We start from the raw sequence: 12,928 nt of genomic DNA, 5'->3' as shown, positions 1-12,928 counted from the left end.
TTTCTCTCATTATACAGAAAAAACAAGGCAAAAACTAGTTACATTTTTGTCTTGTTTTTCTTCTGATTATAGATTTTATTTGTTGGTTAAGATTTCAAGGGTTTCAAGCAAGTTATCTGCGTGAACTTCGATTGTATCTCCTGTCGCCTTGATCTTCACTTCTACGATGCCGTCGGCTGCTTTCTTACCAACAGTGATACGGATTGGAAGACCAATCAAGTCGCTATCACTGAATTTAACACCGACACGTTCGTTACGGTCATCTGTCAAGATTTCATAGCCTTTATTGACTAAGGCTTCTTCGATTCGATTAGTCAATTCAAGACTTGCTTCGTCCTTAACATTGACCGGAATCAAGTGCACATCAAATGGAGCCAATTCTTTAGGGAAATTGATTCCCCAAGCGTAACGATATTCCCCTTTAGGCGTTTTGTTAACAAAGAGGCGAGCGTGTTGCTCCATAACTGCTGAGAGGAGACGGCTGACACCGATACCGTAGCAGCCCATGATGATTGGCACAGCACGGCCATTTTCATCCAGGACATCTGCCCCCATACTTGCTGAGTAACGAGTTCCAAGTTTGAAGATGTGACCAATTTCGATACCACGCGCAAAGTTGAGAACACCTTGTCCGTCTGGAGAAATTTCTCCCTCACGAACTTCACGGATATCCACATACTCGGCAGTGAAGTCACGACCTGGATTCACACCAGTCAAGTGGTAACCATCTTGGTTAGCACCTACAACAGCATTGCGGCTATCTTGTACCTTGCGGTCTGCGATAATCTTGACATTTTCTGGAAGATCTACTGGGCCAAGGGAACCAAAGTCCGCTCCCAACAATTCCTTCACTTCTGCCTCAGTTGCAGGTTCCAAGAAATCTGCTCCAAGGTAGTTTTTCAATTTGACTTCGTTGAGCTGGTCATTGCCAACAAGTAGTGCCACAACTGGCTCCTCATCTGCGATATAAACCAAGGTCTTGATTGTTTGCTCTTCAGAGACATTCAAGAAGGCTGCGACTTCATCAATCGATTTGACACCTGGTGTTTCCACGCGAGCCACTTCATCTTCAGTCACAACACGATTGCTTGGTTTGTACTCGTTGGTTGCCATTTCCAAGTTAGCCGCATAGCTTGACTCACTTGAGTAGGCAATGGTATCTTCACCAGAAACCATCCATTTGAGCAATTCTGCCTTGATTTCTTCTTGCACTTGATCAGGGATTTCATCAAATGATGCAACAGACTTGTCTAAAACCACCCAACGATCAATGTCTGTACGAGCAGGTGTGATGGCCATAAATTCTTGGCTATCCTTACCACCCATAGCTCCACCGTCACCGATAATGGCTTTAAAGTCCAAGCCACTACGAGTAAAGATACGCTCGTAAGCTGCCTTGTATTCATCATAAGTTACATCCAAGCTGTCGTAGTTAGCATGGAAGCTATAACCATCTTTCATGATGAACTCACGCGTACGAAGAAGTCCATTACGTGGACGTTTTTCATCACGGTATTTAGGTTGGATTTGGTATAAGTTCAGTGGCAATTGCTTGTAAGACTTGACAGAATCACGGACAATAGCTGTAAAAGTTTCTTCGTGAGTTGGACCCAAAATAAAGTCTGACTTCTCACGATTTTTCAATTTGTACAAGTCTTCACCGTAGGTTTCATAACGGCCAGATTCACGCCAAAGATCTGCACTGAGAAGGGCTGGAGCCAACATCTCAACGGCACCAATCTTGTCAAATTCTTGACGCATGATCTTCTTAGCTTTTTCAATAACACGGTTAGCAAGTGGTAGGTAAGAATAAACACCTGCAGATACTTGACGAACATAACCAGCACGCAACATAAGGGCGTGGCTGATAACTTGAGCATCGCTTGGCATTTCGCGAAGCGTTGGGATAAGCATTTTACTTTGTTTCATAATGACTCCTCTATTTCTTAAAAGAAGGTACGCATGATGTCGTTCCATGTTACGGCGAGCATCAAAACGACCATAATGACAACTCCGACCAGAGTGACATAGGTTTCAATTTCTTGTTTTAGTGGTTTGCGGCGAATAGCTTCTAGGATGTTGAGCACGATTTTTCCACCGTCGAGCGCAGGGATTGGAATCAGATTGAAAATTCCGATATTGATGGAAATCATAGCCAAGAAGTACAAGACATTTTCCAGTCCGTTCTTGGCAGCATCGCTACTTGCCTTAAAGATAGCAACGGGACCGCCTAGTTTATTCAAATCTGGTTGGAAGATCAAGCTTTTCAAAGCATTGAGAATTCGCAAGGCTGAATCAGCTGCAGTTGTAAATCCACCCATAAACATAGACCAGATATCTGATTTGAGTCTCGGCTGGACACCCAAGATATAACGCCCTTGGCTTTCCTCAGGGGTCACACTGACTTGTTTTTCAGTGCCATTTTCAGAAACCGTCACATCCAAAACGGGCGCTGTTTTGTCCTTGGTTTCTGCATCAACCGCCTGGATCAGATCTGACCAGTTTGAAATCTCATAACTTCCGACCTTAGTAATTTGGGCCGTATTTTCAACTCCAACCTTAGCCAAAGCGCTATCTGGAATAATGCTGAAATTGTTCGTTTGCGTATCACGAACGCCACCTTGCATGAAAATCAAGATCCAGAAGACGATAACTCCTAGGATAAAGTTATTCATAGGACCAGCAAAGTTGGTAATCAATTTCCCCCAGACAGTCGCATTTTGATATTGGACGTCTAAGGGAGCGATACGAACTTCCGTTCCATCAGCTTCCACAATGGTCGCATCATGATCAACTGAGAAGGTTTTCTCTTCTTCCAAGACCAAGCCTCTAATAAAGAGTTTGTCCTCAAAATCAAACTGAGTGACCTGCATAGGCAGAGCTGTCTGGTCAACCTTTTTACCAGAGAGATTGATACGCTTGACCTTACCATCCGCTGCCAATGTTAGACTTGCAGGGGTTCCAGTCTTAATCTCTGTCGTATCTTCACCCCAACCTGCCATACGAACGTAACCACCCAGTGGCAGGAGACGAATAGTATAAGCAGTCCCATCTTTTCCGATATGGGCAAAGATTTTGGGACCCATACCAATGGCAAACTCACGAACCAAAATCCCGGACTTCTTAGCAAAGTAAAAATGCCCGAACTCGTGAACTACCACGATAATCCCAAAAACTAGGATAAATGTTAGTAATCCTATCATTTAATTTCTATTTACCTTTCCTTAAAATAAGCCAAAGAGGTGCATAATCGGGAAAACAGCCAGCATGCAATCAAAACGATCCAGTACCCCACCATGACCTGGGATAAACTTGCCTGAGTCTTTGACACCAAAGTGACGTTTCATAGCACTTTCTATCAAATCCCCCAACTGACCAGCTATACTAAAGAAAATAGCAAAGACCATCATTTTGTAAATCCCATAAGGTAAAGCAACGGTACTATCAACTAGCATAAAGATTAAGGTTACGAGCATAGCAGCCAAGATACCTCCCATAGCACCCTCTATGGTCTTGTTAGGGGAAACTCTCGGAGCTAGCTTTCTCTTGCCAAACTTCATTCCTACCAGATAGGCTCCACTATCGGTTGCCCAGACCATACAAAGTCCCAAAAGCGCCTTATCCAAACCTGCAATACGAGCATCGACCAAAGCATTAAAACCGAAGCCAACATAAAAACTCATGGCAATCGGAAAAACAGCATCCTCAATGGTATAGTTCTTACTAAAAACCGTTGCTCCTAGCAAGATGAGAATCACGACACTATAAGCAACAACGTTCCCATCCACGGGCAAAAACTTCAGGTAGTTTTCCAAAGGAATAGTCAGAAAAAAGGTTGCTAGTAAAGTCAAGAGCCCTTCAGGCGTCATGGTATTTAACCCCTTCATGCGCAGCAACTCATGTACTCCCAACATAGCCACAATCCCCATGGCAATCTGGAGCCATAAGCCACCAACCGCTAAGATTGGGATAAAGATAACCAAGGCCAAGATAGCAAAAAGGGTTCTCTTTTGTAAATCCTGTATCATAATATCTCCTAAACTCCTCCAAAACGACGGTTGCGACGATTGTACTCGATGATAGCTTCTTTCAAGGCTTCCTCATCAAAGTCAGGCCACAAGATATCCGTGAAATAGAGCTCGCTATAAGCAGCCTGCCATGGCAAGAAATTACTCAAACGAAGTTCACCACTAGTCCGAATAATCAAGTCAGGATCCCGCAATACTTTTGGCAAATGACCTGTAAAGAGGTATTCCCCAATCAATTCCTCTGTGATATCACCAGGATTGATCTTTGCATCTAAAACATCCTGTGCAATCAACTTGACCGCTTGTGTAATCTCAGCTCGTCCACCATAATTAAGGGCAAAATTGAGAATCAATCCTGTATTTAACTTAGTCAGCTCCTCTGCTTTTTTCAAGGCATCAAAAGTCTGCTTCGGCAAACGATCAGTCTCCCCAATCATTTGAATTTTCATGTTCTTCTGATGCAATTCAGGAACAAACTTATCATAGAATTCAACTGGCAGGTTCATGATAAATTTGACTTCCTGATCTGGACGGGTCCAGTTTTCAGTTGAAAAGGCATAGACTGTCAAGGCTTTGACGCCCATATCACTAGCAGCAATAGCTACCTTTCTCAAAGCATCCATCCCAGCCTTATGACCAAAGACACGTGGCTGCATCCGTTTTTTAGCCCAACGGCCATTCCCATCCATGATCACACCGATGTGGTCTGGCACCATTGTCGGGGTTTCTGTTGCTTTATCTTTTTTTAAAAATCCAAACATGATTGTATTCCTATTCAAAAATCTATCGTCTCATTATACCATATTTTTCACTTTTCTTCTATTATCGCCTATCATTCTACGGCGAAATTTCCCATATATCCCATATATCTCCTATATTTCCAGTATATCAAGCCTTGCAATTCCTAAAGAAAGTTGATACAATAAAACCATAGAGATTCGATCCTTGTTCAACCACAGGGATTTTTTATTGAAAGGATTTTATCATGTCAAAGACACTCCAACGTAAAAAACAATTAAGAAACAGCCTCCGTCGCTCAGGTGCATTTTCAAACACTGTAAACAAGGTTGTCGAAGAAACAAAAAAAGTTGTAAAACATGCTGAAAAAGCAGCAAGCGATGCAGGTAAAGCTGTCTCTAAAAAGGTTGAAAAAACTGTAGAAGTAACCAAAGAACAAGCACAAAAAGTTGCTACTTCTGTAGAAGATTTCGCAGCCAACCTAGGTGGACTTTCAGTGGACCGCGCTAAGACTTTCTACGATGAAGGTATCAAGTCTGCTGCTGACTTCAAAAACTGGACAGAAAAAGAACTCCTTGCTTTGAAAGGAATCGGTCCAGCAACTATCAAGAAATTAAAAGAAAACGGCATTAAGTTCAAGTAATCTTTCTTGTTCCTTGCTTTTCCGTCAAAAACTTGTTAAAATAAAGCCATTAGAGGTGTTTTGAGTCCCACATTTTACAGAAAGTGGCGGTGCTGAGAAGTCCACAAATGTGTCAAAACTGGTTGCTAATGGATGAAAATGAAATAATATTGTCTTTTTGTTTTAAAGGCGTAAGTTGCGGGCATCTGCCCGAAATTGGGTGGTACCGCGGATTAACACATTCGTCCCTGTCAGATTGATGGCAGGGACGATTTTTATTTTAGACCCCTAGTCAAAGGAGGTTGCCATGAAACAATCTTTTAACACCAGTAAGCTCTACTATGGTTTTCCTATCTTCATTTTGGGCTATCAGGACCAGAACTTTGGGCACAATATCACGACCTGCAGTTCCTCTTATAGTCTGGGAGATTGGTTGGTCATAGGTGTTGGTGCTGAGGAAAATGCAGCTGACCAGATTAAGCATTACCAACAGTTCACTGTCAACATTCCTGACGAAAACCTCATGATCCAGATGGAGCAGGCTGGCTTTATCAGCCATCGGGAGAAATTGAAACACCTAGGGCTTGACTACGAGATTTCTGAACGAACTCAGGCTCCGATTTTGGAGGCCTGTCCAGTCGTTTTGGATTGCCAGGTTGATCGGATTATCGAGGAAGATGGCATCTGTCATATCTTTGCCAAAATTCTCGAGCGACTGGCTGACCAAGAGCTCTTAGATGACAAGGGCCATTTTAAAAATGACCACTTTGCGCCTACTTACTTTATGGGGGATGGCCATCAGCGCGTTTATCGTTATCTAGATGACCGAGTCGATCCTATGGGGAGCTTCATCAAGAAAGCGAGGAAGAAGAATGACAAGAACTGAACTGCCAGAACAAATCGAAACGGAGCGACTGGTCTTGCGAGTACGTACAGTGGCGGATGCTGAGGATATCTTTGGCTATGCCAGTCGTCCAGAAGTCTCTTACCCAGCAGGGTTTCCACCTGTCAAAACCTTGGAAGATGAGATTTATTACCTAGAACATATCCTTCCCGAACGTAATCAAAAGGATAATCTCCCAGCAGGCTATGGAATTGTGATTAAAGGGACCGATACAATCATTGGTTCTGTCGATTTTCCCCGTCGCTACGAAGACGATGTGCTGGAGATTGGCTATACCTTGCACCCAGACTATTGGGGCCGAGGTTATGTGCCAGAAGCAGCCCGTGCCTTGATTGATTTAGCTTTTAAAGAACTGGGGCTTCATAAGATAGAATTGTCTTGCTTTGGTTACAACCTTCAAAGTCAACGAGTCGCTGAGAAGCTTGGTTTCACCCTCGAAGCTCGCATAAGAGACCGCAAAGATGCCCAAGGCAATCGCTGCGATGATTTGAGATACGGCTTGCTGAGGAGTGAGTGGGAGGCGGATTGATGCATGTTTTCATCATTGGAGCTCCAGCATCAGGGAAAATGACCATTGGTCAGGAACTTTCAAAACTCACCGGTGCAACTCTCTTTTTCAACCATCAACCAATTGATTTCGCACTCGAAATCTATCAGGATTTTACGGAAGAAATGTGGGAATTTGTTCGTAGCGTTAACTTTTCTTTTCTTGGAATAAGCGCCAGACATCATCGGTCGGTGATTTTAACAGGCGTAACTGATTTTTCAAATCAATACCATTTGATGTATTTGAAGGACATTCAAGATTTGTTAAATGAGTATCATCAGGAGATTCTTTTTGTTGAATTAGAAACGTCTCTGGAGGAGCGCTTACGTCGAAATCGGACGGAGAATCGGTTGAAGTATAAACCCTTGAAACGGAATTTTGAGGTATCTGAAAGAGAAATTTTAGAGACTGATAAAACGAATCAACTTAATTCTCAAAAGCAACCGAGTGGTCTTCACCACTACCTTAAAATTGATAATATGAATTTGTCTGCAGAAGAGGTTGCTAAGCAGATTCAAAATAAAATGCAAATAATAGAAAAAGAACAAACACATATTTAAACAACTTCATGAAGACGTTCTCAAGACTCAAGAAGTTCAAAAGTCTCAATCTTTTTCGTTCGTGATTCCCACCACCAAAAGTTACTGCTAAACTCTACCTTGGTTACGCTTGGGGTACAACCTTCAAAGCAAACGAATCACAAAGAAGCTGAGATTTCCCGTTCAAGCCTGTAGCTGAGTCCCGAAGGATATCTAAGTCGGTTGAGTCGAATCTATTGAAGAATGAGTTAGAGGAGAAAATAGATGGCTAAAAAGAAAAATAGAAAAAAAGAATTAAAACGCCAGCAAAAGTTGGATATCAAAGTTATTTCTGAAGAAGAGGCTGTTTGGACAGAAATCATGGCCAAAAATCCAACTTTTGTAGAACGTCGGACCATTCAAAATTTCGATGAACTACATACAGCAGTGATGCAATATGCTGATGAACACGGAGAGTATCCAGATGTTCAGCTAATTAATTACCAACTGAAAAATAGGACATTTGATTGGAATCAGGATCATGCTTTATTTAGAGAAGCTATGCATACTCCGAATACACAGAAGCGAAATAAACTGTTAAAGCAAGTTTTAAAAATTAATCCAGATTATTTTGCTGCTGATTTTTATTTATTCTTATCAGAAGTTGAAGATTTTGATTTGTCAACTTTTAAAAAAGTATTGGATTTTGAAATTCTAGTTTTAGAAAAATGGAAAATGAATGGATACAATAGTTGGAATTATTTTGAAGCACGCCCTATCCTGTCTGCTCTGATGTTTCTGATTGAGTATTATATGATGGAGAACTTAAATTATAAGGCTGTAGAATTGATTAACCTGTATTTGAGTAAGCGACCAGAACGTTTTCCTCCTAATTTTGTCTTCTGTATGCTTTCCTTGTATCATATTACTGGTCAGGAACTAAAGGTTGAACGTTTCTATCGTGAAGAATTAAATAAAGGGAAACGGGACGATACCATTCTTATTCATGCCATCATCTCTGCTTTTTCTCAAGGAAAAATTGAGGAAGCCAGTCAGCTATTTGCAAAATTAGTGAAAATCAATGATGAAGCTGTTGAATTCTTTATAGAGGAAGATTGGCAATTCAAAGTTATAGATATCGAAGACCAAGAATGCTATTGTCCAAATTCAGTTGAATCGCTACAAGCTAGTTTGTATCCTCTATTTGATTATTTATTAGAAAATATTATTTTAACGAAATTTTTAACAAACGAAGCCAAAAAATTCCGCCGTAAACCAATATTTTCGAATCATTCCAGTATGATAAAAACTTTAACCGAGGTAAACGACTGGTACTCCTTTATGAGCGAGGAAAAAATGAAGGGAATCCGGATGGATCTTGTTCACATCTTTGTTGAAAATGGGATTCGTAGGTCTACAGATTTCAAAAAATGGACAGAAAAAGAAGTTCTTGCTTTGAAAGGGATTGGTCCCGTAACCGTTAAAAAGCTGAAGGAAAACGGTATAAAGTTTAAGAACGAGAAGTAATTGTTTATTTAAGGGAGGAGGTGGAATTATCTTGAATGAAATTTCTAATTTCATCCTGTATACCACACCCAATGGCCATGTTCAGCTAGATATCCTTTTACAGGATGAAAATCTTTGGTTGACTCAAAAAGGTCTTGCAGAGCTCTTTGGAGTTGAACGAAGTGTCACTACAAAGCACTTGAGAAACATTTATGATAGTGGTGAGTTGGATAAGGTATCAACTTGTGCAAAATTTGCACAGGTTCAACAAGAGGGAAATAGAACTGTTCGGCGTGAACTTGAATATTACAATCTGGATGCTATCATTTCAGTTGGCTATCGCGTAAATTCCAGCAAGGCTACTCAATTTAGAATTTGGGCAACCGAGACCTTGAAAGAATTTATCATCAAAGGTTTTGTTTTGAATGATGAACGCTTGAAACAAGGACAGACAGTTTTCGGACAAGATTATTTCCGTGAACTTTTAGAACGAATTCGCTCTATTCGTTCTAGCGAGCGCCGAATCTATCAACAAATCACGGATATCTTTGCTGAATGTGCCATAGATTATGATCGAAACTCAGATATTACTAAAAATTTCTATGCTATGGTGCAAAATAAATTTCATTATGCAATTACTGGAAATACTGCTGCAGAAATTATCTATCAGCAAGCCGATGCTAGTAAAGAAAAAATGGGATTAACTACTTGGAAACATGCACCTGATGGACGAGTGCTCAAATCAGATGTAACGGTAGCCAAAAATTATTTGCAAGAAAAGGAAATTCGACAACTAGAGCGAACTGTTACAGCCTATTTTGATTATATTGAGGGTTTGGTTGAGCGCCGTAATACTTTTACAATGCGAGGATTGGCAGATAGTATTGATCGTTTTCTATCTTTTAATGAGTATGAAATTTTGGAAGGAAAAGGAAGTATTTCCAAGAAACAAGCAGACTCAAAAGCCATCCAGGAGTATGAAAAATTTAACCGAACTCAAAAAATTCTATCGGACTTTGATAAACATATTCTGAAGATAATGAGAGAAAGTTAATGTAAAATTTTTATACAGTTTCTTTTTTGCTAATAGAAGATACTGAAAAAGTCAGATGTGCTGAATCAAGGCCTATCTTCTACATACTAATTTTATTTAAAGATATTAACTAGAAAGGACAAACACATGTCTAAAGAACTTTCACCTAAATACAATCCAGCCGAGGTTGAGGCTGGTCGTTACCAAAAATGGCTTGATGCTGATGTTTTCAAGCCTTCAGGAGACCAAAAGGCTAAGCCTTATTCAATCGTCATTCCGCCACCAAATGTAACTGGTAAGCTTCACCTTGGTCACGCTTGGGATACGACTTTGCAAGATATCATCATCCGTCAAAAACGCATGCAGGGCTTTGATACGCTTTGGCTTCCAGGTATGGACCACGCGGGGATTGCGACTCAGGCTAAGGTTGAGGAGCGCTTGCGTGGAGAGGGCATTACACGTTATGACCTCGGTCGTGAGAAATTCCTCGATAAAGTTTGGGAATGGAAAGACGAGTATGCCACTACCATCAAAGAACAATGGGGCAAGATGGGGCTCTCTGTAGACTACTCTCGCGAGCGTTTCACTCTTGACGAAGGCTTGTCGAAAGCCGTTCGCAAGGTCTTTGTGGACCTTTACAAGAAAGGTTGGATCTACCGTGGTGAGTTTATCATCAACTGGGACCCAGCAGCTCGCACAGCTCTTTCTGATATCGAGGTTATCCATAAGGATGTCGAAGGTGCCTTCTACCACATGAACTACATGTTGGAAGACGGCTCACGCGCCCTTGAAGTTGCCACAACTCGTCCTGAAACTATGTTTGGAGATGTTGCGGTTGCGGTCAATCCAGAAGACTCACGCTACAAGGACTTGATCGGTAAAAACGTCATCCTTCCAATCGCTAATAAATTGATCCCAATCGTTGGAGACGAACACGCAGATCCTGAATTTGGTACTGGTGTCGTGAAAATCACGCCTGCCCACGATCCAAATGACTTCTTGGTTGGTCAACGCCATAACTTGCCACAAGTCAACGTCATGAATGATGACGGAACCATGAATGACTTGGCCCTTGAATTTGCAGGTATGGACCGTTTTGAAGCTCGTAAGGCAGTCGTTGCTAAGCTGGAAGAAATCGGTGCCCTTGTTAAAATCGAAAAACGTATCCACAGTGTTGGTCACTCAGAGCGTACAGGTGTTGTGGTGGAGCCACGCTTGTCTACTCAATGGTTCGTTAAGATGGACCAATTGGCTAAAAATGCTATTGCCAACCAAGATACAGAAGACAAGGTAGAATTCTACCCGCCACGTTTCAACGATACCTTCCTCCAATGGATGGAAAATGTCCACGACTGGGTTATCTCTCGTCAGCTCTGGTGGGGTCACCAAATCCCTGCTTGGTACAATGCTGAGGGTGAAGTGTACGTCGGTGAAGAAGCTCCAGAAGGTGAAGGTTGGACTCAGGACGAAGATGTCTTGGATACGTGGTTCAGTTCGGCTCTTTGGCCATTCTCTACCATGGGCTGGCCGGATGTCGACTCAGAAGACTTCAAACGTTACTTCCCAACATCAACTTTGGTGACTGGTTATGATATTATCCCGTTCTGGGTATCTCGAATGATTTTCCAAGGTTTGGAATTTACTAGCAAGTCGCCATTCAAAAATGCCTTGATTCATGGTCTTATTCGTGATGAGCAAGGACGCAAGATGTCGAAATCTCTTGGTAACGGAATTGATCCAATGGATGTTATTGATAAGTACGGAACAGATAGCCTTCGTTGGTTCCTTTCAAACGGTTCCGCACCAGGTCAAGACGTGCGCTTCTCTTACGAGAAAATGGATGCTTCATGGAACTTCATTAACAAGATCTGGAACATCTCTCGCTACATCCTCATGAACAATGAAGGCTTGACCCTTGAGCAAGCAACTGCCAATGTCGAAAAAGTTGCCAACAAGGAAGCTGGAAATGTCACAGACCGCTGGATTCTTCACAACCTCAATGAAACAATCGGCAAGGTCACTGAAAACTTTGATAAGTTTGAGTTTGGTGTGGCTGGGCACATCCTCTACAACTTCATCTGGGATGAGTTCGCGGACTGGTACGTTGAGTTGACCAAGGAAGTCCTTTATAGTGACAACGAAGAAGAGAAAGTCATCACACGTTCTGTTCTCCTTTACACTTTGGATAAGATCCTTCGTCTCCTTCACCCGATCATGCCATTTGTGACAGAGGAAATTTTTGGGCAAATCTCAGAAGGTTCTATCGTCACAGCGGAATACCCAACTGTCAACCCAGCCTTTGAAGACCTCGCTGCCCATACTGGTGTCGAAAGTCTCAAAGACTTGATCCGTGCTGTTCGTAATGCGCGTGCGGAAGTAAACGTAGCACCAAGCAAGCCTATCACCATCCTAGTTAAGACTAGCGATAGCGACTTGGAAGCTTTCTTTAACAGCAATGTCAACTATATCAAACGCTTCACAAATCCAGAACACTTGGAAATCGCATCAACCATCCCTGCACCTGAACTTGCTATGTCAAGCGTCATCACAGGAGCAGAAATCTACTTGCCACTGGCTGATCTCCTCAATGTCGAAGAAGAACTAGCTCGTCTCGACAAGGAACTGGCTAAATGGCAAAAAGAACTGGACATGGTCGGCAAGAAGCTCTCTAACGAACGCTTCGTAGCTAACGCCAAACCAGAAGTCGTCCAAAAAGAACGCGACAAACAAGCTGACTACCAAGCTAAATACGATGCGACCGTAGCACGTATTGATGAGATGAAGAAGTTGGTGAAATAAAATCGAGTAGTGGCTAAGACTACCCCCTCTCACACCACGGTACGTGCCATTCGGCATACGACGGTTCAACTAACTTTTAACACATGCTGTTCAAGGCAATAAGCCAAATCATGACCACCCGTCAAACGGGTGGTTTGAACCAGGGCTATAAGCCCAGATTACAAGCCAGCGCCTAAAGACGCTGGCTTTCACGTTGTTCAAGCCTCATTGCTCTTGACTCGTCACTTGCCTCT

Annotated in this window: 11 protein-coding genes; 7 read left to right on the top strand and 4 right to left on the bottom strand. The window is 42.1% G+C overall.

What is annotated here, in order from left to right; genetic code table 11:
• Positions 1-75 precede the first annotated feature (75 nt).
• The 4 genes from QM450_RS09330 to QM450_RS09315 are packed head-to-tail and all read right to left on the bottom strand — an operon-like array spanning position 76 to position 4,789.
• Positions 76-1,929, bottom strand: a complete 1,854-nt coding sequence (locus QM450_RS09330; RefSeq protein ID WP_414320404.1) for a proline--tRNA ligase — start codon at positions 1,927-1,929, stop codon at positions 76-78.
• Between the two features lie 17 nt (positions 1,930-1,946).
• Positions 1,947-3,203 (bottom strand): RIP metalloprotease RseP, encoded by a 1,257-nt coding sequence (gene rseP, locus QM450_RS09325; protein WP_414320403.1) that lies wholly within the window; start codon positions 3,201-3,203, stop codon positions 1,947-1,949.
• 21 nt (positions 3,204-3,224) lie between these two features.
• Complete coding sequence (locus QM450_RS09320; RefSeq protein ID WP_414320402.1) at positions 3,225-4,028, bottom strand: phosphatidate cytidylyltransferase; 804 nt, start codon at positions 4,026-4,028, stop codon at positions 3,225-3,227.
• Between the two features lie 8 nt (positions 4,029-4,036).
• Positions 4,037-4,789 carry an isoprenyl transferase gene (locus tag QM450_RS09315; RefSeq protein WP_414289965.1) on the bottom strand — a complete coding sequence of 251 codons (753 nt, stop codon included), beginning with the start codon at positions 4,787-4,789 and terminating at the stop codon, positions 4,037-4,039.
• 224 nt (positions 4,790-5,013) lie between these two features.
• Here QM450_RS09315 and QM450_RS09310 point away from each other — a divergent pair, with 224 nt between their 5' ends.
• From QM450_RS09310 to QM450_RS09280, 7 genes are all read left to right on the top strand, one after another.
• A complete protein-coding gene (locus QM450_RS09310; protein ID WP_414320401.1) occupies positions 5,014-5,409 on the top strand; it encodes a helix-hairpin-helix domain-containing protein in 396 nt (131 codons plus the stop codon).
• A 286-nt stretch (positions 5,410-5,695) separates the two neighbouring features.
• A complete protein-coding gene (locus tag QM450_RS09305; RefSeq protein WP_414320400.1) occupies positions 5,696-6,274 on the top strand; it encodes a flavin reductase family protein in 579 nt (192 codons plus the stop codon).
• Positions 6,261-6,821 (top strand): GNAT family N-acetyltransferase, encoded by a 561-nt coding sequence (locus QM450_RS09300; protein ID WP_414320399.1) that lies wholly within the window; start codon positions 6,261-6,263, stop codon positions 6,819-6,821. Before QM450_RS09305 ends, QM450_RS09300 begins: the two co-directional genes overlap by 14 nt.
• Positions 6,821-7,399: an AAA family ATPase gene (locus QM450_RS09295; protein WP_414320398.1), complete on the top strand. Its 579-nt coding sequence runs from the start codon at positions 6,821-6,823 to the stop codon at positions 7,397-7,399. The genes QM450_RS09300 and QM450_RS09295 overlap by 1 nt, the downstream gene beginning before the upstream one ends.
• 243 nt (positions 7,400-7,642) lie before the next feature.
• A complete protein-coding gene (locus QM450_RS09290) occupies positions 7,643-8,884 on the top strand; it encodes a hypothetical protein (RefSeq protein ID WP_414320397.1) in 1,242 nt (413 codons plus the stop codon).
• Positions 8,885-8,915: 31 nt separating this feature from the next.
• Entirely contained in the window at positions 8,916-9,917 is a 1,002-nt protein-coding gene (locus tag QM450_RS09285) for a virulence RhuM family protein (RefSeq protein WP_414320396.1), read from the top strand.
• 126 nt (positions 9,918-10,043) lie between these two features.
• Complete coding sequence (locus QM450_RS09280; protein WP_414320395.1) at positions 10,044-12,695, top strand: valine--tRNA ligase; 2,652 nt, start codon at positions 10,044-10,046, stop codon at positions 12,693-12,695.
• Positions 12,696-12,928: the final 233 nt, after the last annotated feature.

It is taken from the genome of Streptococcus infantis (assembly GCF_047464615.1).
Taxonomy (GTDB): Bacteria; Bacillota; Bacilli; order Lactobacillales; family Streptococcaceae; genus Streptococcus; species Streptococcus infantis_Y.
Note: the sequence above shows the minus strand (reverse complement) of the source record. Positions and strands in the feature narration are given on the sequence as shown.

Bases quoted from the DNA above. Each gene is read 5' to 3' on its own strand.
- QM450_RS09330 (WP_414320404.1), bottom strand. From the start codon at position 1,929: ATGAAACAAAGTAAAATGCTTATCCCAACGCTTCGCGAAATGCCAAGC.
- rseP (WP_414320403.1), bottom strand. From the start codon at position 3,203: ATGATAGGATTACTAACATTTATCCTAGTTTTTGGGATTATCGTGGTA.
- QM450_RS09320 (WP_414320402.1), bottom strand. From the start codon at position 4,028: ATGATACAGGATTTACAAAAGAGAACCCTTTTTGCTATCTTGGCCTTG.
- QM450_RS09315 (WP_414289965.1), bottom strand. From the start codon at position 4,789: ATGTTTGGATTTTTAAAAAAAGATAAAGCAACAGAAACCCCGACAATG.
- QM450_RS09310 (WP_414320401.1), top strand. From the start codon at position 5,014: ATGTCAAAGACACTCCAACGTAAAAAACAATTAAGAAACAGCCTCCGT.
- QM450_RS09305 (WP_414320400.1), top strand. From the start codon at position 5,696: ATGAAACAATCTTTTAACACCAGTAAGCTCTACTATGGTTTTCCTATC.
- QM450_RS09300 (WP_414320399.1), top strand. From the start codon at position 6,261: ATGACAAGAACTGAACTGCCAGAACAAATCGAAACGGAGCGACTGGTC.
- QM450_RS09295 (WP_414320398.1), top strand. From the start codon at position 6,821: ATGCATGTTTTCATCATTGGAGCTCCAGCATCAGGGAAAATGACCATT.
- QM450_RS09290 (WP_414320397.1), top strand. From the start codon at position 7,643: ATGGCTAAAAAGAAAAATAGAAAAAAAGAATTAAAACGCCAGCAAAAG.
- QM450_RS09280 (WP_414320395.1), top strand. From the start codon at position 10,044: ATGTCTAAAGAACTTTCACCTAAATACAATCCAGCCGAGGTTGAGGCT.